Below are 24,053 nucleotides of genomic sequence, written 5' to 3' on the forward strand. Positions count from 1 at the left end.
AGTCACAGGACATCCTCTCTATGCTTATGATATAGCAGAAATAGGCGATCGCCCGGGTGGCCGGGCAGAGGCACAATAGAATCCAAAGGAGAGATTGATGATGAAAAAAGATAGCAAAAGCTTGCTCTGGGGCGTACTTGCCGGCAGTATTGTAGGATCGGTGACAGCGCTGCTGTTCGCCCCTAAGCCGGGTAAGGAGCTGCGTAAGGATATTGCCGAAGGCACAACGGAAGCGGTGGATAAGGTTCAGGTGATTGCCGGCCAAGCCAGCGAGAAGACTACAGAAATCTATGGTAAGGCTAAAGAAGCGGTTGTCTCGGTGGCGCATGAGGTGAAGGAATGGAGCAAGTCCGCTAAATGTGCGGTGGAAGAAGCCGATGTAGCCACAGTAAGCGGTATTGCTGAGCAGGCTGTAGAGGTCACAGATGCAGTGGAAGCTGTAAAAGATGAGATCGCTGCTTATGAAGCTGCGGAGCAAGCCGCCGTGGCTGACGCTGAGATCGAAGCTGTGACTGGTACAGATACAGCTGTAGCTGAAGCTATCGAGGATGGCAAGACCGCAGGGAAGCTGTCCTAAGCTTGATGTAAAAGATATGGAGCCGTTTTCCGCTGAACAGGCGGGAGGCGGCTTTTGCGTGTTACGGCAGGCTTCGGGTGGGTCTGTATTATGGCTCCTCTAGCTCCCTACTTGAACTGAACCCGTAAATGGAGTATTATCTGCAATTGGGGCTGAAATCCTGGTACACATTATTCCAGCCTTACATAAGCTACACAAAACGAGTTAAAGGATGCGGTGTGTTCGTGCAGCAGGCAATAGCAATATTAGACTCAGGTGTAGGAGGATTGACCGTTGTCAAGGAAGTGATGCGACAGCTCCCCCGGGAGAAAATCATCTATTTCGGCGATACGGCAAGAGCCCCGTACGGACCCCGTTCCACTGAGGAAGTGAAATTGTTCACTGAACAAATCGTGGACTACTTAATTCAATTTAATCCTAAAATGATCGTCATTGCTTGCAACACAGCAACAGCAGCAGCTCTTAATTATATCTCCGCCAAGGTAGCTATTCCTGTGATCGGAGTCATTCACCCCGGTGCCCGCGCTGCCATCAGCGCATCCAAGAGTGGACAGGTCGGCGTGATCGGCACAATTGGTACGATTACAAGCGGTGCCTATACGGCGGCGCTGAAGCAGCTGTCTCCCTTTGTTCAGGTGGTCAGCCAAGCCTGCCCGGCGCTTGTGCCCTTCGTAGAGCAGGGGTTATTCCGCTCGGAGGAGAGCCATCTGGCGGTGGCCGAATCACTGAACGGCATCAAGTATGAGCCGATTGACACGCTGATTCTCGGCTGCACTCATTATCCGTTCCTGGTCGAGCCGATCGGTAAGGTGATGGGACCCGGCGTCAAGCTGATCAGCTCGGCGGATGAGACGGCACGGGAGATCAGCACCATCCTCTACGATAAAGGCCAGCTGGCGCGCGGGGATGAGAGTCCGATTCACCAGTTCTTCTGCAGCGGAGATGCGGAGATCTTCCAGCGGATCGCCCGGGACTGGCTGGGCGAGCAGATCAGCCGGACACCTGTTGTATGGCAAGTATCCACTCTGTAGGATGAGAGCATTACAGCGGCGAACTGAATAGGGACAAACCCCTTGCAGGGAATGTCCGGAAGATGAGACCGGGAGGGCTTCCCGGTCTTTTGCTGTTACATTTCCACATGACACGTTGCTGCTGCTCATATACTAGGCGTGAGGGCCGGTTCCCGCATGTCATCACGCAGGATGTAAGGGACGCAGGCACAAGAGGGCCAGGAGGATGAGACCTATGCAGCAATACATTGCCCGCAGGGGAGACACCGTAAGCCGTATCGCCGCAAGACACGGATTGACACCGGAGCATGTCATACAAGGAAATCCATGGGCTGGAAGCCAGCCCTACTTATATCCGGGCCAGGTGCTGTTCCTGCCGTCTGCACCGCGCAAGCGGTATGCGGTGCAGACGGGGGACGATGCGCAGAGCATCGCGTCCTTGTTCGGGGTGGGCGTAGATGAGCTGGAGATGCTGAATCCCGGGGTAAGCTCGGGACGCGTCTGCCTGCCGGGTAAGGTGCTGGTAATTCCGGCAGTCACCCGGGGGACAGCGGTCTATCTGCGCGGGGAATACGGCCCGGCTGAGGTAGAGGCGGATGCTGCAAGGCTTGCGGCCCGCTATTCTTGTGTCGGCAGCGAAGTTATAGGCCACAGTGTACTCGGCAAGCCGCTCCGCCTGCTGCGGATCGGCAGCGGCCCGCGCCACCTGCATGTGAATGCCGCGCTGCATGCCAACGAATGGCTGACGGCCCCATGTCTGATGCGCTTCATAGAAGAATATGCTGCCGCGTATGAATCAGGCAAGGACTGGCACGGACGTCAGCCTGCGGACTGGCACCGGGACTGGACGCTCTGGGCTGTGCCGATGGCGAATCCCGACGGCGTCGAACTGGTGCAGGAAGGGGCGATGCCGGACCATCCTCATTATGCGCAGCTGATGAGGTGGAACAGCGGCAGGCGCAGCTTCCGGCACTGGAAGGCGAACATCCGCGGCGTCGATCTGGGGGACCAGTTCCCCGCACACTGGGAGGAGGAACGTGCCCGGCGGCAGGTGCCCGGCCCGGCTCCGCGCGATTACAGCGGCCTTGCGCCGCTTAGTGAGCCGGAGGCGGCGGCGCTGGTGGCGCTGGCTGAGCGTGTTCCGGGCGATGCGGCCGTCTCGCTGCACAGCCAGGGGGCTGAGATCTACTGGAACTACCGGGGCTATGAGCCGCCGGAGAGTAAGGATTGGTCGGTTAAGATGGCAGCAGCCAGCGGATACCGTGCGGTGGAGTTGACCGGCAGCGACGCCGGCTACAAGGACTGGTTCATCGAGCGCTTCCGCAAGCCGGGCTTCACCGTCGAGCTGGGAGTGGGCAAGAATCCGCTGCCCGTGGCTGATTTTGAGGATATGGCGCTGGACACCGGCCTTATTCTCAGTGCGATTCTGTCAAATTTGAAATAAAAATGAAACAATCTCTGCAAATTTGCGTAAGATAACAGCAAAGGGCACGGCCGCAATCCTGACCAACTGATGCTTTGCGGCTGTATCCTTTTTTTGCGTGGGAATGAAGAGCACAAATGCCCCTGATATCGGCAAAAGTGGGCTAGGTGAGCAAATGAAGAGCAGAAGTGCCCCTGATTCCCGCCTCGCGCCGATTTTCTGCGGATTCAGGGGTATAAATCCCCCTGAATTCCTCAAAAGTGGGCCAGGTGAGCAAATGAAGTGTATAAATCCCTCTGAATCGGCTGATCATCCAACTCAGCCCCATCAGCCCGCCCACATCACCCCCAAAGAGTCAAAATAATACACATCAACCCGTATGAAAGCTATACCGTACTCACAAAAGTCTCTTGCTAAAATTAGTACATAGAAGAGTGGCAGACGGCTTCAGCACAAGAGGGATGTCTGCCGGGAAAGTGAGGGCCTTATGGAGAACGGAACATATACACTTAAAAGTAAACCCATCCCGCTGAATACCGCCTACGACGTCATTGTTGTCGGAGGCGGTCCGGCGGGCTGCGCCGCCGCAGCGGCGGCGGCAAGAGAAGGGGCGCGGACCCTGCTGGTTGAAGCGACCGGCAGCCTGGGCGGAATGGGAACCTCAGGCCTGGTACCGGCCTGGTGCCCCTTCTCAGATAAAGAGAAGATGGTCTACCGGGGTCTGGCGGCCAAGGTGTTCAATAATCTGAAAGCACAAATGCCGCACGTGCCGGAGGAAGCGATGGACTGGGTGCCGATCGAGCCGGAGAAGCTCAAGCGGGTCTATGACGATCTTGTCACGGAGTCCGGTGCGCATATCCTGTTCCTGACCACCCTTGCGGATGTGGACAGAGACGACAACGGCAACATCACCACCCTCCTCCTCCTGAACAAAGGAGGTCTGCAGGCCTTCCGCGCGGCTGTCTATGTCGATTGCACGGGGGACGGTGATGTCGCCGCATGGGCCGGAGCCGAGTACCAGATGGGGGACGAAGCGACCGGCGAGCTTCAGCCGGCGACCCACTGCTTCATCCTTGGCAACGTGGATGATTACGCTTATCAGAATGGGCCGAAGCTGCATGCGGAGAACCCGCACAGCCCGATCCATGAGGCTGTCCGGTCGGGGGAATATCCGGCAATTCCGGACACCCATTTGTGCAACAATCTGGTTGCTCCGCGTGCCGTAGGCTTCAATGCCGGGCATCTCTGGGGAGTCGATAATACGAATCCCTTCTCCGTATCCGGGGCACTGGTAGAGGGGCGTAAGCTGGCAGCTGCCTATCGGGATATGCTGGCCGCTGTGCACCCCGCAGCCTTCAGCAATGCGGTTGTCATGAGCACGGGTACACTGATCGGAACACGGGAATCCCGGCGGATTACTGGCGATTACGTTCTGACGGCGGAGGATTACATCTCCCGCCGGAGCTTTGAAGATGAGATCTGCCGTAACAGCTACTTCATCGATGTGCACGGCACACAGAAGGAGCAGCAGAGCGGCGTCGGGTCGAGCCAAGCCATTACGCTCTACGGGCCCGGAGAATCACACGGCATACCGTACCGCTGCCTTACGCCGCGCGGGCTGCGCAATGTGCTGGTCGCCGGCCGCTCGATCTCCTGCGACCGCAGGGTGCTCGGCAGCGTCCGGGTGATGCCAGTCTGTCTGGCGATGGGCGAAGCTGCCGGACTCGCTGCAGCCCTGGCTGCCGCTCATGGCGGCGGCGATGTGCATGCCGTGGATGTCTCCCGGCTGCGCAGCCGTCTGAGGGAAGAGGGCGGCTATCTGCCGGATATGGAAGCAGAAACTGCAGGGGAGAGAATACGATGAGTGAATCTGCGGTTACGCGAAAAACGGCCAAGCCCACAGCCGGCACCTATTGGACGCGCAAGAGACGGGAGCAGCTCGCCGGATGGCTGTTCATTGCGCCGGAGGTCATCGGGATGCTGGTCATCGCGGTGTTCCCGCTGCTGTTCAGCCTGTTCCTCAGTCTGACGGAGTGGAATCTGGTCGGCGGCTTGTCGGCGATCCACTTCGTTGGCCTCGATAACTTCATTGAGCTGTTCAGGGACAACCGCTTCCTGCTGGCCCTGAAGAATAACGTACTGTTTACCGTGGGCACCGTGCCGGTCACGATGCTGTTGGGCGTAGTGCTCTCAGCGCTGATTCATAAGAAGCTGTATGCCAAGACGTTTTTCAAGGTCGCTTTTTTTGTACCGTATATCTGTTCCACGGTAGCCATCGCCGCAGTTTGGCAGGCACTCTACCATCCGTCCAAAGGGCCGGTCAATCAGATTCTGATGCAGCTTGGGGTCTCCGAACCGCCGCGCTGGCTGGTCGATACCAGCTTCTCGCTGATTGCCATTATGATTATCTATGTCTGGCAGCTGCTGGGCTATCAGATGATTATTTTCCTGGCGGGAATGACGAATATTCCCGAGGAGCTGTATGAGGCGGCGACAATTGACGGGGCCAGCGGGATCGGACAGTTCCGGCGGATTACGCTGCCGCTGCTGGGGCCGACTACCTTTTTCCTGGCGATCACGAGCACGATCTCTTCCTTCAAAATCTTCGATATGATCAAGTTCCTGACCAGCGGCGGTCCCAACTATTCCAGTACTGTTATCGTGTACCAGATCTATGAGGAAGGCTTCGAGCGCTTCAAAATGGGCTATGCCTCGGCAATGTCCTGGGTGCTGTTCCTGATCATTATGCTGGTGACCTCCATTACCTGGATGACCCAGAACCGTAAAGTCCATTACTAGCCCAAGGCGAAAGGAACGAAAGGCAATGACAATGAAAAAACTTAAGCCCGGCAATCTGATCTTCACGGTCCTGTTCGCTCTGTGCTCGGTATTCTTCCTGATGCCGCTGGTGTGGATGCTGTCGGCCGCCTCGAAGACGGAGAAGGAGGTCTGGACCTTCCCGATTCAGTGGATTCCTACGGACTGGAATCTAATCGCCAACTTCAAGGCAGTCTGGATGGGTGATGTGGCATTTGGATTATTCTATATGAACTCGCTCAAAATCGCCCTGATCTCCACCCTGGCGACCATCGTCATCTCGGCTATGGCCGGGTATGCGCTCGCCAAGCTGGATTTCAAAGGCAGAGCGCTGATCTTCACCCTGATGCTGGCATTCATGATGATTCCCGAGCAGGCCACGCTTGTTCCGCGCTATATTATGATTAAGGAGCTCGGCCTCTACGACTCTCATGCCGCGCTGATTCTGATGGGGATGTTCTCCAGCTACTTCACCTTCCTGCTGCGCCAGTTCATGATCGGCATTCATAATGATATGCTGGAAGCGGCCGAGCTGGACGGCGCCGGGTTCTTGCGCATCTTCTGGAGTGTCGTGCTGCCGCTGAGCCGCCCGATTCTGGCGACCGTAGGGATCATCAAGTTCATCTGGACCTGGAATGATTACCAGGGGCCGCTGATCATGCTGAATTCGACCAAGCTGTATACGATTCCGCTGGGGATGCAATTTTTCAAAGAGGAATTCGGCACGCAGATCTCCGTCATGATGATGGCCTCCGTGGCTGCAATTCTGCCGCTGCTGGTCCTGTTCCTGATCCTCCAGAAGCAGGTCATTAACGGGATTGCCATTGGAGGCGTCAAAGGATAAAGGTCAAAAAAGTGTACGCGCATACCGCATAGCTGTACACGGTGTGCGCGGGCCTTCAATTGTATAATGAGCTTGCAAAACATAAATCTAGGGGGAATTGCTGTGAAGAAACTATCAATCATGCTCGCCAGTGTGATGCTTATGCTCTCGGTCACTGCGTGCGGCGGAAATGGCGGGAACGGGGCGGGCAGCTCAGCGGCCACGGATGCGCCGGGGTCTGCGTCAGCTGAACCGGGTACTGGAAGCAGCGGCACAGACGGGACGGCTGGCAAAGCCAAGATCAAATTCTACACCTTCAAAGCCGATAAGCCGGAGGAGCCCATCTACCAGGCCGTTCAGGCATATAACGAAGCTCAGGATAAAGTGGAAGTGGAGTATGAATCCCTAGTCCAGAACAGCGACAGCACGGATTTCATGAAGAAGCTGGATATTCTGGTCGCAGGCGGTGAAGTGGTCGATGTGTTCATGACCGGCAATGAGGATGAGCTGCTGGAGCGTGCTTCGCGGGGAGTTGTGGAACCGCTTAACTCCTTTTTTGAACAGGAGAGTATTAAACCCGAGGATGAATATTCCAAGCTGCTGAAGCTGGACGACAAGGTCTACGGCATTCTGCCCAGCTCCACGCAGTGGCTGACGGTCTTCAATAAGGATCATCTGGAGGCCGCAGGGCTGACCCTGCCTGAGATGGGCTGGACCTGGGATGATTTCCGCGACTATGCCAAGAAGCTGACCACTCCGGAGCATTACGGAACGTACTTCCACACTTGGGGCGAATATCCGAACATTATCGCATACACCGAGAAGCCGCATCCGCAGCTTAGCGCCGACTTGAAGCCGATTTTTGACGATCCGTCCTTCGAATACTTCTTCAACCTCCGCCGCACGATGGAGAAGGAAGATAAGAGCGCGGAGCCGTATGCCGATGTGCTGGCCTCGAACTACCATGTGCTGCAGCAATTTTTTGCCGGTAATGCCAGTATGCTTGCGGTGCCAAGCTATGCTGTCCGGGCGGCGCTGAACCTGGAGAAATTCCCGCACGAGTTCCAGAGCATGTACGCCCCGCTGCCGCGTTCGGTGGACAGTAAGGAGCTGGGCATGACGAATATTTCCGGCGGCGGCCTGGCCATGGGCGCGAAATCAGCGAACAAGGAAGCCTCGTACGACTTCATCCGCTGGATGTCGAAGGAATCCTACAAGTTCACCAAGGAGATTCCTTCGTTCAAGGGCGTGGACGGAGCGGAGCTGATCAACAGCTTTTTCGGGGAAAATACAGACCTGATCGATACCGCCTCCCTCACCAAAACGCTGTTCGATCCGAATATTAAAATGCCTGACTCCTTCAGCGTGCCGTACGGCAGCGAACTGAAAGCGATTGTGGAGAACGGCTTCGCCAGCTTCATTCTGGATAACCGAAGCTTCGATGAGGTCAAGAATGAGATGACAGCGGAAGTCGAGAAGGTAGTTTCTGCCAATCAGAAATAACGGATGAAGTGCAAAGGCAGCAGTGATTTTGGATTATAATAGGGACGTTGAAGCTTTCATTACAGTGCGGGGTGGAATTCTTATGAAATGGTTAAGCCGTTTTTCCTTCCATCGCAGACTGCAATACACGTTCCTGATCCTGATCCTGCTGCCTTTTGTTGTCGTTACGTTCTGGTCCTATACCTCTGTGCGGGAGAATGTGAGCGAGAAGATCACGCGTTCCAATGAGGAGACCCTGAAGGTCATCGGCAGTCAAATGGAAAAAACGGTGGACAGCATCTCGTTTGTCTCGGTGTATTTCTCTGAGGCATATGATCCGGCCGTGCTGGAGAGTCTGCGTTATCTCAAAAATACCGGGAACTTCGGAAATTACGGAGTGTATACCCATTACAACAAGCTTAAGACCACGGCCAATATCCTGTCGGTGCAGTCGCTGGATGCCGATCTGCAGATCATGCTGGTCAACCGGGAGAACCGGATACTGATCGGCAATCAGAATATTCCAGTGTTCTCTGTGCTGCCGGAGACTCTTCTTCAGGAGAGCAGCAGGCTGGATGAGCGGGAAAAAGTGTCGCTGCAATGGTTCCCCTACGGCGGCACCCCCGCTGCACCGGATTATTATTATGCTGTACGCTTCATTACCGACCCGCTGAATCAGGACAAGCTGGCCACGCTGTACGTGGGCATTCCGAGCCATTACTTCCGCAGCCTGCTGGACACGGGCAATGCGGTGAGCAGGCTCACGCTGATTGATCAGAAGGGTCGGAGCATTGCTGTCACCGGAGAAGCGGCTAATGCGGATGAAGGCCCGCTGCTGGTCAGTGAGGTCCGTATTCCCAAGGTCGGCTGGCTGCTGACCAGCAAGACGCCCCGCAGCTCCATCGACAGCCATATCAACCGGGAGTTCCTGGTGTCAATCTCGCTGATTGGACTGTTCTTCCTGGCGTTTCTGGTCCTGTCAATGCTGTGGGCCGGATATATGAACAAGCCGATCAGCCTGCTGCGGGCCAGCGTCAAGCAGTATGTCGGCGGCAACCGCGCGGTGCGGATACCCGTCAAGGGCAAGGATGAGGTGGCGGTGCTGTCGGCAGCCTTCAATCAGATGCTGGAGGATATGAACGGGCTGCTGCAGCAGGTCGAGAGTGAGCAGGAGGAGAAAAGGCGGCTGGAGCTTCAGGCGCTGGCGGCGCAGATCCGGCCTCATTTTCTGCTGAATACGCTCAATTCGATCAAGGTGGATCTGCTCTTAAGCGGTGATCCTGGGCACGGGGCCATGATCGATGCGCTGATGAAGCTGCTGCGGGTGTATGTGCATGTGGATAAGCCGCTGGAGCTGGCGGAGGAATGCAGGGTGCTGGGCAGCTATGTCCAGGTGATGCAGATCCGCAACCGTCTGGATATCGCCTGGGAATGCGAGGTGGGCGAGGAGGAAGGTGCGGTGATGCTGCCCCGGCTGCTGCTCCAGCCCATTGTTGAGAATGCGATCAGCCACGGCTTCTCCGCCCGTCCGGACCATCCGGCGATCCGGCTCGAAGCAGCGTTCGAGTCAGATCTGCTGCGGATCAGCATCAGCGATAACGGCCGCGGAATGCCGGAGGACAAGCTCCAGCGCCTGAATCGGCGTCTGCAAGGAAGTGAAGACCCGGCGCTCTGGCCGGAAAAAGGAGTCGGGCTGGTCAACACAGCACGCCGTCTACAGGTGTTGTACGGATATCGCGCACGGCTGAGCGCACAGGCAAGAGAAGACGAAGATGGCATGACGTTCACCCTATATATCCCCGTGACCCGGGAGAAGGAGGCGGTTCCCCTTGATGACCCTGATGCTGATTGACGATGATGTCCCGATGCTGGAATATGTGGAATATCTGCTCGGGTCCTTGGGGCTGGATCTGAAGCTGGTGGCTTCGGCGTTTAGCAGTGAAGACGCGCTGGAGCAGTTCCATACAGCACTGCCGGATATAGTGATTGTGGATATCGGCCTGCCGGGGATGGACGGGCTGGAGCTGGCGGATGCCTTCAGGATCACGAAGCCGGAGGTGCGCCTGATTTTCCTGACCTGCTATGAGGATTTCCATTACTCGAAGAGGGCGATTCAGCTGGAGGCAGATGATTATCTGATCAAGGATGAGCTGTCGCCTGAGCAGCTTAAGAGCAGTCTCGCCAAAGCGATGAGCCGCTTCAAGAGCCGGGAGGAACTGCTGGAGCGCTACTCTTTCCGTCAGGCGATTGAGCGCAACAAGGAAGTGCTGAAGCAGAGCTTCCTGAAGCAGCTGTTGTCGGGTACAGCGGGCCAGGAGAACACGCTGGAGTTCGGCGAACGGTTGGGTATCTCCTGGAAGCACCCCTTTCTGCGTCATGGATTCCTTCATATGGATGCCGCATCTGTCACCGAGCGTTACCGGTACAAGGATATCCCGCTAATCCATTCAGCCGTGAACAATATTGCACTGGAGCTGTCTGCTGCTGCTGAGGCTTCCATTACACCGATTATGAGCCGGGACGCCGATATTTATCTGGTCTGGAATGTGGCGGACCCCCGCCTTACAGAGAACAAGCTGGCTGAATTCATGCAGGCGGTACAGGATAAGGTGGAGCAGTATCTGAAGATTACCCTGAGGGGGTTCTATTCGGAGTCCTGCGCACCGGTCCGCAGCTTCGATGTGTTATACAAGACACTGACGGATTGCCGTGAAAATAACTTCTATCAGTCAGTGACGCCTGTATCTCTGCTTGAGGAGCATGCAAATTTCGGGCAGACATTAGAACGGCGCGGGGAAAAGGAACGCGGCATGCTGTCCTTGGCACTTCTTGATCAACAGGCCGCCTGGATTGATCTGGCCGTGAATCAGTGGACACAGCAGGCTATGGCGGAGCGGTTGCTGCCGCGGCTGGTGAAGGAGACCTGCGGGGATTTGGTGCGCCAGCTGGCCTTCGAAGCCGGAGGGCTGGCCGAGGAGGACTTCTTCACGCAGCTGGAGCAGACGGTGCATATCGGGGAGGCTGCCAGCTTGACCAAACGGGAGCTGCGGAGTCTGTGGCGGCAGCATACTCTGGCCCCCGCAGCTGCTGAGGAGAAGGATGTCCGGCTTCAGGCGGTGGATAAGTATCTGGAGGAGCATGTGGACCGGATGGTCACCTCTACCGATATGGCAGAGCATCTGCATCTGAATGCCAGCTACTTCTCCCGCTATTTCAAGAAGCTGTCCGGCGTGAACTTCACCGATTACGTAAACCAGTACAAAATGAATATGGCCATCACCATGCTGGCCCGCCCGCACGAGACCGTCGAGAATGTCGCCTACACCCTCGGCTTCTCGGACCGGGCTTATTTCTCCAAGGTGTTCAAGAAATACAGCGGCCGGAATCCCAGCGAGTATAAGGCCGGGCCGGTGGAGGAGGACGGCAGAGAGCCGTAATCGAACGAAACTTCATACATGATCTAATAGAACGGCACGAAGCCCTATAAGTCAAAACTGTCCACCGTAACAGGCAATCAGTCTGCACGCTGTTGCAGCCCCCGTCTCACTATAATGGTGAGGAGTCTAAGTATAGCTTCAAGGAGGAACAACGATGAATAGAACTGTATTTACCTTGCCTGCGGAGGAGATCACGGTATCCCGTGAGGTGGATGTGCTGGTTGCGGGCGGCGGGCCTGCGGGCGTCGCAGCGGCAATAGCTGCGGCCCGCAGCGGGGCGCGGACGCTGCTGATTGAGCAGCGCGGCTTCCTGGGCGGCATGGGCACGGTTGCCCTTGTGCCCGCCTTCTGCCCTTACAGCGACGGGGAGAAGGCCGTGGTACGCGGCATCGGCCTGGAGCTGCTTGACCGGATGAAGGCCGGATGTGAGCCGGAGTTCCGCGAGCGCTTCGGGGCGGAGCTGGACTGGGTGCCGATCGACCCGGAGGTGTTGAAGCGTGTCTACGATGAGGCGGCTCTGGAGAGCGGGGCGGAAGTATTGCTCCATACCGTGGCGAGCCAGACGGTGATGGACGAGACCGGCCGAAGCATTGAGGGCGTGGTGATCGTCAACAAGTCAGGCCGGAGTCTGGTCCGCGCCCGAACGGTTATTGATACGACTGGCGACGCCGATCTGGCCGCCCTGGCGGGTGCACCGTTCCATAAGGGCGGAGAATCCGGCGAGCTTCAGGCCGCGACCATGTGCTACCTGCTGGCGAATGTGGACCGGCAGCGTTTTGAAGAATACCGGAATGAAAGCGGTGACACCGATCAGATTCACCAAGCCGTCCAGCAGGCGCAGGCGGACGGGAAGCTGCCGCAGGGCCGGGACTCCGTCTCGGGCCTCGCTTGGATTGCCGATTATCTGGTCGGTGTGAATTTCGGCCACGTGTTCGGCATTGACGGCTCCCGCGCAGAGGATCTGACCCGGGGCGCCATAGAGGGACGCCAGCTGGTTCACCGCCAGCTGGAATTCTTCAAGGCTTATGTGCCCGGATTCGAACAGGCCCATCTGGTATCCACCGGCGAACAGATCGGTATCCGCGAGACGCGCCGGATTGTCGGCGATTACGTGCTGACCCAGGAGGACTTCATGAATATGGCTTCCTTCCCGGATGATATTGCCCGTAATAGCTACTTCATCGATATCCATATGGCCCGCAGCAGCGGGGCGATGCATATCCACCATCTTCCGCCCGGGAAGTCGCACGGTGTCCCTTACCGCTGCATGCTGCCGGTGGGCCTGGACAATGTGTGGGTGGCGGGGCGCGCCGCCTCCTCGGACCGTGTCGTGCAAGGCTCCCTGCGGGTGATGCCCAACTGCTTCGCCATGGGCCAGGCGGCGGGTATGGCGGCGGCGATGGCAGCCGGAGCGGAGGGGCAGAGCCGGAGCGTGGATCTTGCTAAGCTGCAGAAGGAGCTGGTGCAGCAGGGAGCCTGGCTTGGGGAATCCTTAGCTGCTTTATAAATATTCTGCGGGAGCGTGATCCGAATGACAACAAGAGGGTATCGCAGTGGAGCTATGAATCCGGCACAAGGCAAGCCGCGCAGGTGGCTATACCGTTTCTGTATGCCGGGGCTAATTGGCTTGCTGCTGTTCAGTTTGCTTGCAGGCATGTCAGCTCCGGTGGCTGACGCGGCTGGAACCACCTATTACGTCGATGCTGCCCAGGGCAGCGACACCAACCCAGGCACTGGAGAAACGGCAGCCTGGAAGACGCTGGGCAAGGTGAACAGCATGACCTTCAGCCCGGGAGACCGGATTCTTTTGAAGGCAGGCAGTGTATGGAATGATCAGTATCTGGACCTGCATGGCTCCGGGACGGAGGGGAATCCGATAACCGTGGACCGCTACGGTAGCGGGGCCAAGCCATTGATCCACTTCGGCAATACAGCTGTGGGCGGGGAAGGCTTCGGGGTCCGGCTGCGCAATGTCTCCTATTGGGAGATTAATAATCTGGAGATCACGAGCGGGCAGCATGCCACAGATATGCGCAGAAGTGGAGTGCTGGTGGTCGGTGAAGGCTCAGGAGCCGGGGATTTCCGGCATATCACCATCCGCAATCTCGATATTCATGATATTTTCGGCACGGACCGCCGTACAGGGGGCATTAACATTCATGCGCGCGGGGCGGGTTCCGCACCAGAGAGTACCTGGGATGGCATCCTGATCGAGAATAACACTATTACGAATGTGGCGGATACGGGGATTCAGACGATGACGGATGCTTTTCTGAATAGTGCCTGGACCCATAAGTTCGACGCCTTCCGGGGTGTGGTCATCCGGGGGAATACCGTGGAGCGAATCCACCGGGACGGCATCCTGGTCAGAGCCGGGGTGTCGCCGCTGATCGAATACAACAAGACGAAGTCCATCGGCAAAGCCTGTGATATTGACACGGCTGTGGTGAACTATCTGGACAACATCGCTGTCGTAGCGGCGCAGTGGGCCTATTATACAACCGGCGCCGTTTTCCAGTACAATGAGGCCTCGGATACCCGGATGCTGGAGGGGGACGGTCAGCCCTGGGACTTCGACGTTGAGGTGCATGACAGCATCTACCAGTACAATTACAGCTATAATAATCAGGGCGGCACGCTGCTCGTTATGAATGACACGAACAATAATATTTTCCGCTATAACATCAGTCAGGATGATCTGGACGGCAACGGGGCGTTCCATCTGGTGAGCGGCGGGGGTAACCTGCAAATCTACAACAATATCATCTACCGTTCCGGTACACAGAACCGGGCGCTGACTCATGCGAGCAATACGGGTATGGTTAATTATACGAATAATATTTTTTATAATACAGCCGCAGGCCAATACACGAACAGTCCAAGAATGACGTACAGCCATAACAGCTTCTACGGCGCGAATGCCAATGTCCCAAGCGATCCTTACTCGATCACCGGCAACCCCGGGCTCGTCAGCCCCGGCACCGCAACCGGACGCGATTCGGCAGACGGCTATAAGCTGCTCCCGTCCTCTCCGCTGATCCATGCAGGTATAGCTGTGCCGGACAATGGGGGTCTCGACTACTTCGGGAATCCGCTCTATAACGGTGCGCCGGATGTAGGGGCGTTTGAATTCCAGGGTACGGTTACACCGCCTGCGGTGCTGTTCCAGGAGGATTTCGAGGATAATGATTACGCCGGCTGGACTACCTCCGGGGGAGCATGGAGTGTGGCCGATGACGGGACCAAGGCGTTGTCGCAGAACTCCGGGACAGGCGAAGCGCTTGCCTATACAGGCGATGCTGCCTGGAGGAATTACACCTATTCGGCCAGAGTCAAGCTGCTGAATGCTTTTGGCAACGTGGGCTTGCTGTTCCGTTATGCTGACGCTTCCAATTACTATATGTTCCGGCTGAATGATTCAGGCGACAAGGCGGAGCTGTTCAAAAAAACTGCCGGCACGCTCACCATGGTCAGCAGCACGACTACTTCCGTTACGCCCGGCCAGTGGACGGAGCTGAAGGTAACGGTCAGCGGCAGCACGGTTACCGCCTACGCTGGAGGTGTCCAGCTGCTTCAGTGGACGGATACGGCGGCACAGCCGGCCGGAGGGAAGATCGGTCTGCGGATGCATTCCAGCACCGCACGGATCGACGATATTAAGGTGACGGAGTAAACATAGGGTATGGTTCGGGAGGATTCGATTAAATTTTACTTAAAAGTGAAACGAATCCTGCGCATTCGCGTAAGATAACAGCAAAGGGCACAGCCGCAATCCTTTTACAGGTGATTAGCGGCGGTGCCCTTTTCTAAAGGAGGCATAACTCATGAAATTCAGAAAACTGTTGTCGCTCAAACAATGGTCTCATATATTCCGCAGCTCCTGGCATTATATCGTTTCGCCTAATGTGGCTATGGCTGACAAGCTGCTGTTCACTATTCCGGCACTGCTGTACTGGGTGCTGCCCGATTTCATGCCGTTTGTACCAATTGACGATATTGGCGTAACGATGCTGTTGATGGGCTGGTTCGTCTCGCGGATGGACCGTAAATACGCGGCGCTGCACAGCGGAAGATGACATTTTAGCGACGATTACACCTTTAACTGTGGATGTCCATCTCCTAATGGTTGCTTTATCCTCCCATATTCCTTAAAATGAATTATTGAGTATTTAAAATATAGAGGCCTGGGAGATGGAATCGAATGAACGTCAAAATTACCCGCAACGCGGCTAAAGTGATAAAGAAGACCATGGAACTTGAAGGCAACAGCGAGCTTAAACTTCGTGTAGCGATTACACATGCCCATGGCGACCATGCCCACTACGGACTGGATCTGGACACGCCCAAGGAGAACGATGTAGTAGTCTCCACTGACAAGGATATCGATGTGATTCTTGATCCGAACCAGCCGCTGCTGGACGGTGTGAAGATTGATTATCTCTACCTGCCGGAAGAAGGCTTTGTGATTACTAATCCGTCTAAAGGAAATCATGGCGATCACTAATTGATCCGCCCGTATTTTACGGACATAAAGAAGGGTTGCTTCATGGCTAACGATATAAGATTATGTGACGAGTGCAATCATATCAAAATGAAAAGCATCGTGCCCAAGCTGCTGAAGATGGCACCGGATGCCGAGATCAAGACAGGCTGCATCTCCTACTGCGGACCGTGCGGAAAACGCCCGTTCGTCTACATTAACGGCCGCTATATCAGCGGACCGACGGAAGACGAGGTGCTGGCCAAAGCGGAAGCCTTCGTCAAACGGCCGGCGGAAAAGAAGTAATTCAGATCTGCTGCGCCTGCAGCATCGTGCAGCCCCCGCGTGAATTGCGGGGGTTGTTTATTTTTTTTTGAAGGCCCCGGACACCCGGAGGATGATTCTGAGAAAGAAGGATGTTAGAGTACATGGGATTGTTAGAGTAGCTGACGATGGTTAGTAATAGGTGGATTTTGTCCAATTGCTTACCAGCGATGCGCTGTCGTGTCGTGATATGCTCCCGCCAAACTCCGCTCATCAACTTCGCTTACCATCCCATGCGATCATCTACACTTGGGCCTTCGGGTACCTCTACGGCTTCCAGGCACCGGCGTTGTCGAACCTTCCGCTATTCTGCTGCTGTCCGTCACCTGCCCCGGCTTGCTGTATTCCTGCATAATATGCAACAATTGTACTCTTCAAAGAAGCTTTTAGCTGAAATCCTGTCTAAAATGCAACATTCCAAGTTACTGCGGCGTCATTTCGGCAAAAATTCTGCAAAATATGCAACAATCGGTCTCACCGCTACCTCTTTAACTGGGGGATTATACATTTTGTGCAACAATCCGCAATCCTGCACCCAACCCAAACAAGCCTTAAGTCCGCAGTATAATCGTCTGCGGGACTTAAGGCTTGTTGAGGGTAAGTTAGTTTTAAACTTTGCTTCAGCAGGCAGATGCAATCGGAAATCTCAGCCTACGTTGCTATTCCAATACCTCCGCTCGTCCTATTTCCGTGGAGGCAGCGGCCCCAGGTATTGATAGTATTGGCATTCGATCCGGCCGTTGTAGAGCTTGCGGCGCTTGTCCGCCTTGCGGCCGTAGTATTGCTCGAACTCCTTGTACGGGCTTATGGCGAAGAAGGACCAGGTGGGCAGATAGAGCATCATCTCGCCGAACTGGCGGGTCAGCTTCTCCACTTCCTTGTCATTACTTATCCGCTCGCCGTAAGGCGGGTTGGTGATGATGCAGCCGTATTCGCCTTCCGGACGGGCCTTCGCAGCCGCCATATGCTTGAACGTGATCTCACCGGAGAGTCCGGCGCTCTTCGCCGCCGCTTCGGCGATCTCAATCGCTGCCGGATCGATATCCGTTCCGGTCAGCTGAAGCGGGTAATCATCACGCACCGCATCGAAGGCTTCTTCGCGGGCTTCTTCCCATAGGCGCCGGGGAATCTCCGGCCAGTGCTCGGACGGGAAGGAGCGGCGCAGGCCTGGCGCGATGTTCCAGGCGATCATCGCGGCTTCGATCAGAATTGTACCTGATCCGCAGCAAGGATCATAGAGCGGACGATGGCCGTTCCAGCGGCTGAGCTGGATCAGCGCCGCAGCCATCGTCTCCTTCAGCGGCGCTTCCGTAGCCTGTCGGCGGTAGCCGCGTTTGTGCAGGGCCGGGCCGGTGGTGTCCAGGGTGATCAGCGCGATATCATTCAGCAGGATCACTTCTACCACATACCGGGGTCCGTTTTCCGGGAACCATTCGGTGTGGTACGACAGCTTCAGCTTCTCGACAATGGCTTTCTTAACGATCCCTTGGCAGGCAGGTACGCTGGTCAGCTGAGATTTATGCGAGCGGCCCTCTACCGGGAATTCGCCGTTCTCGGGAATCCAGTCTTCCCAATTTATCGCCTTGACTCCTTCGAACAGCTCATCGAAGGTCCGGGCCGGGAACTGGCCCATCTTAACCAGTACACGGTCCGAGGTACGCAGCCACAGATTGCAGCGGCAGATGTCGATGTAATCCCCGCTGAACAGGACCCGTCCGTTCTCGATCGTGGTCTCATAACCCAGCTCGTTTAATTCGCGTGCTACTACAGCCTCCAGCCCCATGGGGGCGGTGGCGATCAATTGTAATTTGCCCAAGTGCGCTCAACTCCGTTTAACTTGTGGATAAATACGTATAGCCAGTACAATAAGAGTAACTGGTTTGTCATCTGAACCTGTAGAACGTTCAGCTTACAGTATAGGGTAAGGAAGAGTTCTGCACAATGCCTGTCCGCAGGCGCACACACCCATTCAAGAGGAGAATACATATGCAGAATCAGGAAGAGTACAGCGAACAGCTATATACAGAAGATGAATTATTGCTCCAAGTCAAAGCAGCCATCGCGGCGGGCGGCATGCCGGAGGTGTCGATTGCCCCGGGCTACGGCAGATTGCTGACGATGCTGGTGACCCTCTCCCGCTCAGCTAACCTGCTGGAGATCGGAGCGCTTGGCGGTTACAGCGGAATCTGTCTGTGCCGGGGATTGGCGCAGGAAGGCCGTCTGACCTCTCTGGAGCTTAAGGCCGACTATGCAGAGCTGGCACAGAGCCATCTGCAGCAGGCGGGCTTCGGGGACCGGGTGGAATACCGGATCGGCCCTGCGCTGGACAGCCTGAAGCTGCTCGAAGCACAGGGGCACAGGTACGATTTCTTCTTCATCGATGCCGATAAGGAGAACTATCCGAATTATCTGGAATATGCGATCCGGCTTGCTTCGCCGGGGGCGATTATTGCCGGGGACAATATTTTTCTGCGCGGCCGCACGCTCAATACGGAGAAGAACGGACCGGCCGTCCAGGCCATGCGCCGCTTCAATGAGATGATTGCGGGCGATCCCCGCCTGACCAGCACGCTGCTGCCTGCCTATGACGGCCTGGCGCTGGCGATGGTGAAATAGCTTGTGACACACCAGCCTGTTAACGGAATAGCCGGGGTTCAGTCTTCTTGTACAGCTTGATTCGGACCCAAACCGTATTGATCAGCAGGAAGGCGCCGGAGACAATGAACAGGCCTTCAATTCCGATATAACCGGACAGGAATCCGCCGATCACCGCACCGAGCATATTGCCGAGCGCGAGTGTACTGCTGTTGAAGCCAAACGCCCGGCTCTCCTTGCCGTCAGGCGTATAGGAGCGGATCAGGGCATTGACGCTCGGCAGCAGCCCGCCCATGAAGACGCCCATCAGGAAGCGGACGAGAATCAGCTGCCAGACGCTGGTCACGAACGCTTGCGGAATCAGGAATAGAGCAGCGCCGATCAGCGCAAAGGTCAGTATGCGGTGCGCTCCCACCTTGTCGCTGAGCTTGCCGAGCAGCGGTGAAGCGAGCATATTCGAGATACCGGTGACGGCGCTGACCATACCTGCCCAGAAAGCGATATTCACAGCGGAGCCGTGCAGCTTCTCTACATAGAGCGGCAGCAGCGACATTGGGCTGACCATGGCGAACTGCAGCAGGAAGGTCACGCCGAACAGGGCGGGAAGCTGCGGCACCTTCGCCAGTTCCTTCAAGCCTTCCAGCACGGATACTTGAGGCACCTGTGCTGCTTCTACGCGGTCGAATTTCTCTTTGACCAGGAATAACGCCAGCAGTGAAGCAATGAACAGAAGCGCACCAACCACATAGAAAATCGGGCGGAACCCGATCCAGTCCGCCAGTAAGCCGCCCATCAGCGGCCCGAGAATCGTTCCGGCTACCGCGCCCGACTGCATCAGGCCCATCGCGAAGCCCATCTTCGGTTTCGGTGTGGTGCCTGAAACCAGCGCGACAGAGGCGGGATTGAAGCCGGAGATGGTTCCGTTCAGCAGGCGGAGCAGCAGCAGCTGCATCGGGGACTGGGCGAAGCCCATCAGGACAATAACAATCGCCATGCCGAAGCTGGAGCGCAGGAGCATTATTTTGCGTCCGTATTTGTCGGCGAGCTTGCCCCAGAGCGGCTGAAAGATGAACGAGGTCAGGAAGTTGGCGGCAAAAATAAGCCCGGCCCACATCCCGATCTCCCGGTCACCGGTCACCCCCAAATCTTTGGCGAGATAAAGAGATAAAAACGGGGTAATCATTGTCATTCCGGCATTTACCAGGAATTGGCCAAACCAAAGCACCATGAGGTTGATTTTCCAGGTCTCCCAATTCTTCAAAGTGCTTTCACTTCCTTTCTGAAATTTCTTGCAACAACAATCACGAAAAGACGACATTATATCAGTATATCACATTTTTTCAGCAGGTTAATGCAACACTCGTCATAGTTATGTCATTGGATTGTCATTCCCTGCAGCGCCCGGGAGTTGTTAGCCGCTTACAAAAGGGGCATAATAATGATATGTGTTTAATCACAGTATTCTATCAAATCTAATGGAGATCTTATCATGACCTACAACGACACTTTTATCCGTGCCTGCAGACAGCAGAACACGGAGTACACCCCGGTATGGTACATGCGGCAGGCTGGCCGGTATGATCCCGACTACCGTACAATCAAGGAGAAATATTCGTTGCTTGAGATCTGCAGGCAGCCCGAGCTTGCGGCTGAGGTGACCCTGATGCCTGTGCGCAAGCTGGGCGTGGACGCAGCGATTCTGTATTCTGACATCATGAATCCGGTGGCCTCCCTCGGTGTAGATTTTGACATTGTGAAGAACATCGGGCCGGTTATCGAGAATCCGATCCGCTCTGCAAGCGATGTGGACAGGCTGAAGCCGATTGATGTGGAAGGCGATCTGGGCCATATTCTGGAGACCATCGCTATACTGGACAAGGAGCTGGACGTTCCGCTGATTACCTTTGCCGGAGCGCCGTTCACCATCGCCAGTTATTTGATCGAAGGCAGACCGTCCAAGACTTATCACCGCACCAAGGAGCTGATGTTCAGCCAGCCTCAGGTGTGGGAGAAGCTGATGGAGAAGCTGGGCGATATGGTTATCGCCTATCTGCGCGCCCATGTCGCCAGCGGCGGGAAGGCGTTTCAGCTGTTCGACAGCTGGGTCGGGGCGCTGGCTCCGCGTGATTTCGAGCAGTATGTGCTGCCGACGATCACCCGGATTTTTGCTGAATTATCCGATCTGGAGGTTCCGAAGATTTACTTCCCCGGTGTTAGCTCAGGGGAGCTGCTCCCCAGCTTGACCAAGCTGCAGGCCGATGTGATCGGACTGGACTGGCGGGTAAGCATCACCGAAGGACGACGCAGACTGGGCGGAGGCTATGCGGTTCAAGGCAATCTTGATCCATACCTGCTGACCGCTCCGATGGAGTTGCTCAAAGCCCGGGCCAAGGAACTGATTGATGAAGGCATCACGCAGCAGGGATATATTTTTAACCTGGGACATGGATTGTTCCCTGAAGCTTCACTCGATACGCTCAAGGAATTAACGGATTACGTGCATGAGTATTCAGCAGCAGCAATGAAACAGGCGGCACCGCCGCTGGCATAGCTGAAGAAATAGCATCAAGATGGCAGCAGCCTTTGCTGCTCTCTTTGCTGTATAGGACGTTAATTATTCGTAAAAAGGGGATGGAAACCGTGGCCAACAAAATTGGAGTACTCGTGATGTCGTACGGCACGCCTGAGAGTCTTGAGGATGTAGAGGCTTATTATACGCATATCCGCCGGGGGAACGCTCCTTCTGCTGAGCAGCTCAAAGAATTGACAGACCGCTATAAGGCGATTGTCGGCGGGGTTTTTCCGCTTAGAGAGAATACCGACCGTCAGGTGGAAGCCTTGCAGGCCAAGCTGAACAGCGGGCAGATCCAGTATGTCTGCTACCAGGGGCTGAAGCATGCCAGACCGTTCATAGAGGATGGTGTCGAGGCAATGGTCCGGGACGGAATTACCCAGGCGATAGGCATCGTGCTGGCTCCGCATTACTCTGTGATGAGTGTAGGAACCTATATCAAGCGCGCCAAGGAAAAAGCCGAAGCCTGCGGTATTCAAATGGAGTTCGTTGAGAGCTACCATATGCACCCCGAGCTGATCGATGTACTAAGCCGGAGAGTGACTGCCAAGCTGGACGAGTTCGAAGAAACGGGCGCGTCGCGGGAAGAAGTGCGCGTGCTGTTCAGTGCACATAGTCTTCCTGAACGTATTCTGGCGATGGGCGATCCGTACCGTGACCAGCTGCTGGAGACCTCTAAGGCGATTGCTGCACAGGCAGGGGTTGAATCCTGGCAGTTCACTTGGCAGAGTGCGGGCCGGACAGCGGAGCCTTGGCTGGGACCGGATATTCTTGATACACTGCGTGAGCTGGCCGAGAGTCAGGTAAAATACGTGCTGTCAGCCCCGATCGGCTTCGTGTCCGACCATCTGGAGGTGCTGTACGATCTGGATATTGAAGCGCAGCAGCTTGCCTCCGAGCTGGATATGCGTCTTCTGCGGATTGACTCGCTGAACAGTGATCCGGCTTATATGGCGGTGCTCAGCGATGTGGTGCGTACGAAGGCGAACCAGTTGAAGGTGAATCTGTCATGACAGATTCACCGCGCAAGGTGGTCATCATCGGCGGAGGCCTCAGCGGTCTCAGCGCCGCGTTCTATATCCGAAAGTTCTACCGTGAGGCGGCAGTAGAGCCGCAGATTACCTTAATCGAGAAGGACAAGGTCCTTGGCGGCAAAATCGAAACGTTGCACCGTGACGGCTTCGTGATTGAGAAGGGACCGGATTCCTTCCTGGCCCGCAAGATAGCTATGGTCGATCTGGCCAGAGAGCTGGAGTTGGACCACGAACTGGTAAGCACCAATCCGAACGCCAAGAAGACCTACATCCTGCAGCGGGGCAAGCTTCATCCGATGCCTGCCGGTCTTGTGCTGGGCATTCCGACAGAGTTGAAGCCCTTCCTGAAGAGCGGACTGGTCTCCTTCGGCGGCAAAATGCGGGCGATGATGGATTTCGTACTCCCGCCCCGCCGCAGCGCTGAGGATGAGTCGCTTGGCGATCTGATTGAGCGCCGTCTGGGTACAGAGGTGCTGGAGAATATGACGGAGCCGCTGCTGGCAGGAATCTATGCAGGCGATATGCGCAAGATCAGCCTTCAGGCGACCTTTCCGCAGTTCGGTGAGGTCGAGCGCCAGTACGGCAGCCTGATCCGTGGAATGACGACCGGCAGGAAGCCGGTGGAGACCCATACCGGGACGAAGAAAAGCGCCTTCCTCACCTTCCGTCAAGGGCTGCAAAGTCTCGTGCACGCGCTCATCCATGAGCTGCAGGATGTGCGGCAAATTACGGGGACAGGAGCGAAATCCATCCGTGTATTGGGAGGTGCCGGTTCTTCCGGCGCTTCCCGTTATGAGGTGGAGCTTGAGAGCGGTGAGCTGCTGGAAGCAGACGACATCTATGTTACGGTGCAGAACTTCGCAGCCGCAGAGCTGCTGCGTCCCCATGTGGATGTGTCGGCGCTGGATGCAGTGAACTATGTATCGGTAGCTAATGTTGTTCTGGCGTTCACCCGGCAAGATATCGTTACCGAATACGACGGATCGGGCTTCCTTGTTCCGCGTAAGGAAGGGCGGAACATTACCGCCTGCACCTGGACCTCTACCAAATGGCTGCATACCAGCCCTGATGATAAGGTCCTGCTGCGTTGTTACGTGGGACGGTCGGGGGATGAACAGAATGTGGAGCTGCCGGATGATGCGCTGGCGGAGCTGGTCCGCAAGGATTTGAAGGAAATCATGGGGATCACCGCAGCACCGCTGTTCACAGAGATCACCCGGCTGAGGTCGTCCATGCCGCAGTATCCGGTCGGCCATCCCGGCCGGATTGCCGGCCTGCGCAGCGAGCTGGCGCAGAAGCTGCCCGGCGTCTACGCCTTTGGTGCAGGCTATGACGGCATCGGGATGCCGGACTGCATCAAGCAGGCGAAGCTTACGGCTGAGACTGCCGCAGCCAGCCTCCCGAAGCTGCCGGAGCCGGCGGGAGCTACAATCTAAAAAGAAGCGGTGGAGCTGAGCAGTGGCGCTCCACCGTTTTTAG

At 56.1% G+C, this 24,053-nt stretch carries 20 protein-coding genes; 18 read left to right on the forward strand and 2 right to left on the reverse strand.

Annotated elements, in window-relative coordinates; genetic code table 11:
• Window positions 1-97: 97 nt before the first annotated feature.
• The 14 genes from NYE24_RS32035 (at window position 98) to NYE24_RS32100 (ending at window position 16,355) form a co-directional block, all read left to right on the forward strand.
• Window positions 98-577, forward strand: coding sequence for a YtxH domain-containing protein (locus NYE24_RS32035; protein ID WP_084649125.1), 480 nt, complete (start codon window positions 98-100; stop codon window positions 575-577).
• A gap of 224 nt (window positions 578-801) precedes the next feature.
• Window positions 802-1,608, forward strand: a complete 807-nt coding sequence (racE, locus tag NYE24_RS32040) for a glutamate racemase (protein ID WP_036702270.1) — start codon at window positions 802-804, stop codon at window positions 1,606-1,608.
• A 214-nt stretch (window positions 1,609-1,822) separates the two neighbouring features.
• The gene (locus NYE24_RS32045) at window positions 1,823-3,031 is read left to right on the forward strand and encodes a M14 family zinc carboxypeptidase (RefSeq protein ID WP_342477575.1); all 1,209 of its coding nucleotides are present in this window, start codon (window positions 1,823-1,825) and stop codon (window positions 3,029-3,031) included.
• A 466-nt stretch (window positions 3,032-3,497) separates the two neighbouring features.
• Window positions 3,498-4,874, forward strand: coding sequence for an FAD-dependent oxidoreductase (locus NYE24_RS32050; RefSeq protein ID WP_342477576.1), 1,377 nt, complete (start codon window positions 3,498-3,500; stop codon window positions 4,872-4,874).
• Window positions 4,871-5,809, forward strand: a complete 939-nt coding sequence (locus NYE24_RS32055) for a sugar ABC transporter permease (RefSeq protein ID WP_342477577.1) — start codon at window positions 4,871-4,873, stop codon at window positions 5,807-5,809. Before NYE24_RS32050 ends, NYE24_RS32055 begins: the two co-directional genes overlap by 4 nt.
• 25 nt (window positions 5,810-5,834) lie before the next feature.
• Window positions 5,835-6,671 (forward strand): carbohydrate ABC transporter permease, encoded by an 837-nt coding sequence (locus NYE24_RS32060; protein WP_036702263.1) that lies wholly within the window; start codon window positions 5,835-5,837, stop codon window positions 6,669-6,671.
• Between the two features lie 102 nt (window positions 6,672-6,773).
• A complete protein-coding gene (locus NYE24_RS32065) occupies window positions 6,774-8,153 on the forward strand; it encodes an extracellular solute-binding protein (protein ID WP_342477578.1) in 1,380 nt (459 codons plus the stop codon).
• Between the two features lie 82 nt (window positions 8,154-8,235).
• On the forward strand, window positions 8,236-9,984 hold the full coding sequence (locus NYE24_RS32070; RefSeq protein ID WP_342477579.1) for a histidine kinase: 1,749 nt from the start codon (window positions 8,236-8,238) through the stop codon (window positions 9,982-9,984).
• Window positions 9,965-11,569, forward strand: a complete 1,605-nt coding sequence (locus NYE24_RS32075) for a helix-turn-helix domain-containing protein (protein WP_342479332.1) — start codon at window positions 9,965-9,967, stop codon at window positions 11,567-11,569. The genes NYE24_RS32070 and NYE24_RS32075 overlap by 20 nt, the downstream gene beginning before the upstream one ends.
• 154 nt (window positions 11,570-11,723) lie before the next feature.
• Window positions 11,724-13,076, forward strand: a complete 1,353-nt coding sequence (locus NYE24_RS32080; protein ID WP_342477580.1) for an FAD-dependent oxidoreductase — start codon at window positions 11,724-11,726, stop codon at window positions 13,074-13,076.
• A gap of 24 nt (window positions 13,077-13,100) precedes the next feature.
• Window positions 13,101-15,242 carry a family 16 glycoside hydrolase gene (locus NYE24_RS32085; RefSeq protein WP_342477581.1) on the forward strand — a complete coding sequence of 714 codons (2,142 nt, stop codon included), beginning with the start codon at window positions 13,101-13,103 and terminating at the stop codon, window positions 15,240-15,242.
• Window positions 15,243-15,393: 151 nt separating this feature from the next.
• Window positions 15,394-15,645: a hypothetical protein gene (locus NYE24_RS32090; protein ID WP_036702253.1), complete on the forward strand. Its 252-nt coding sequence runs from the start codon at window positions 15,394-15,396 to the stop codon at window positions 15,643-15,645.
• Between the two features lie 125 nt (window positions 15,646-15,770).
• Window positions 15,771-16,073 carry a heme biosynthesis protein HemY gene (locus NYE24_RS32095; protein ID WP_036702251.1) on the forward strand — a complete coding sequence of 101 codons (303 nt, stop codon included), beginning with the start codon at window positions 15,771-15,773 and terminating at the stop codon, window positions 16,071-16,073.
• A gap of 42 nt (window positions 16,074-16,115) precedes the next feature.
• Window positions 16,116-16,355 carry a DUF1450 domain-containing protein gene (locus NYE24_RS32100; protein ID WP_036702250.1) on the forward strand — a complete coding sequence of 80 codons (240 nt, stop codon included), beginning with the start codon at window positions 16,116-16,118 and terminating at the stop codon, window positions 16,353-16,355.
• Between the two features lie 700 nt (window positions 16,356-17,055).
• On the opposite strand, the gene NYE24_RS32105 is transcribed toward NYE24_RS32100, so the two are convergent.
• Entirely contained in the window at window positions 17,056-18,189 is a 1,134-nt protein-coding gene (locus NYE24_RS32105; protein ID WP_036702248.1) for a class I SAM-dependent RNA methyltransferase, read from the reverse strand.
• Between the two features lie 170 nt (window positions 18,190-18,359).
• Here NYE24_RS32105 and NYE24_RS32110 point away from each other — a divergent pair, with 170 nt between their 5' ends.
• The gene (locus tag NYE24_RS32110; protein WP_076157670.1) at window positions 18,360-18,989 is read left to right on the forward strand and encodes an O-methyltransferase; all 630 of its coding nucleotides are present in this window, start codon (window positions 18,360-18,362) and stop codon (window positions 18,987-18,989) included.
• Window positions 18,990-19,008: 19 nt separating this feature from the next.
• On the opposite strand, the gene NYE24_RS32115 is transcribed toward NYE24_RS32110, so the two are convergent.
• A complete protein-coding gene (locus NYE24_RS32115; protein ID WP_036702244.1) occupies window positions 19,009-20,229 on the reverse strand; it encodes an MFS transporter in 1,221 nt (406 codons plus the stop codon).
• 228 nt (window positions 20,230-20,457) lie between these two features.
• Between NYE24_RS32115 and hemE the strand changes: the two genes are divergently transcribed.
• From hemE to hemG, 3 genes are all read left to right on the forward strand, one after another.
• Complete coding sequence (gene hemE, locus NYE24_RS32120; RefSeq protein ID WP_036702243.1) at window positions 20,458-21,519, forward strand: uroporphyrinogen decarboxylase; 1,062 nt, start codon at window positions 20,458-20,460, stop codon at window positions 21,517-21,519.
• Between the two features lie 89 nt (window positions 21,520-21,608).
• Window positions 21,609-22,553, forward strand: a complete 945-nt coding sequence (hemH, locus tag NYE24_RS32125) for a ferrochelatase (protein ID WP_036702241.1) — start codon at window positions 21,609-21,611, stop codon at window positions 22,551-22,553.
• Window positions 22,550-24,010, forward strand: a complete 1,461-nt coding sequence (gene hemG / locus NYE24_RS32130; protein ID WP_342477582.1) for a protoporphyrinogen oxidase — start codon at window positions 22,550-22,552, stop codon at window positions 24,008-24,010. Before hemH ends, hemG begins: the two co-directional genes overlap by 4 nt.
• Window positions 24,011-24,053: the final 43 nt, after the last annotated feature.

Source organism: Paenibacillus sp. FSL H7-0350, assembly GCF_038593195.1.
Taxonomy (GTDB): domain Bacteria; phylum Bacillota; class Bacilli; order Paenibacillales; family Paenibacillaceae; genus Paenibacillus_AQ.

What these genes read in the sequence shown, in the direction of transcription:
- NYE24_RS32080 (WP_342477580.1), top strand. Translation starts at nt 11,724, where the DNA reads ATGAATAGAACTGTATTTACCTTGCCTGCGGAGGAGATCACGGTATCC.
- NYE24_RS32100 (WP_036702250.1), top strand. Translation starts at nt 16,116, where the DNA reads ATGGCTAACGATATAAGATTATGTGACGAGTGCAATCATATCAAAATG.
- hemG (WP_342477582.1), top strand. Translation starts at nt 22,550, where the DNA reads ATGACAGATTCACCGCGCAAGGTGGTCATCATCGGCGGAGGCCTCAGC.
- NYE24_RS32090 (WP_036702253.1), top strand. Translation starts at nt 15,394, where the DNA reads ATGAAATTCAGAAAACTGTTGTCGCTCAAACAATGGTCTCATATATTC.
- NYE24_RS32095 (WP_036702251.1), top strand. Translation starts at nt 15,771, where the DNA reads ATGAACGTCAAAATTACCCGCAACGCGGCTAAAGTGATAAAGAAGACC.
- NYE24_RS32055 (WP_342477577.1), top strand. Translation starts at nt 4,871, where the DNA reads ATGAGTGAATCTGCGGTTACGCGAAAAACGGCCAAGCCCACAGCCGGC.
- NYE24_RS32070 (WP_342477579.1), top strand. Translation starts at nt 8,236, where the DNA reads ATGAAATGGTTAAGCCGTTTTTCCTTCCATCGCAGACTGCAATACACG.
- NYE24_RS32045 (WP_342477575.1), top strand. Translation starts at nt 1,823, where the DNA reads ATGCAGCAATACATTGCCCGCAGGGGAGACACCGTAAGCCGTATCGCC.
- NYE24_RS32050 (WP_342477576.1), top strand. Translation starts at nt 3,498, where the DNA reads ATGGAGAACGGAACATATACACTTAAAAGTAAACCCATCCCGCTGAAT.
- NYE24_RS32035 (WP_084649125.1), top strand. Translation starts at nt 98, where the DNA reads ATGATGAAAAAAGATAGCAAAAGCTTGCTCTGGGGCGTACTTGCCGGC.
- NYE24_RS32085 (WP_342477581.1), top strand. Translation starts at nt 13,101, where the DNA reads ATGACAACAAGAGGGTATCGCAGTGGAGCTATGAATCCGGCACAAGGC.
- NYE24_RS32075 (WP_342479332.1), top strand. Translation starts at nt 9,965, where the DNA reads ATGACCCTGATGCTGATTGACGATGATGTCCCGATGCTGGAATATGTG.
- NYE24_RS32060 (WP_036702263.1), top strand. Translation starts at nt 5,835, where the DNA reads ATGACAATGAAAAAACTTAAGCCCGGCAATCTGATCTTCACGGTCCTG.
- hemE (WP_036702243.1), top strand. Translation starts at nt 20,458, where the DNA reads ATGACCTACAACGACACTTTTATCCGTGCCTGCAGACAGCAGAACACG.
- NYE24_RS32110 (WP_076157670.1), top strand. Translation starts at nt 18,360, where the DNA reads ATGCAGAATCAGGAAGAGTACAGCGAACAGCTATATACAGAAGATGAA.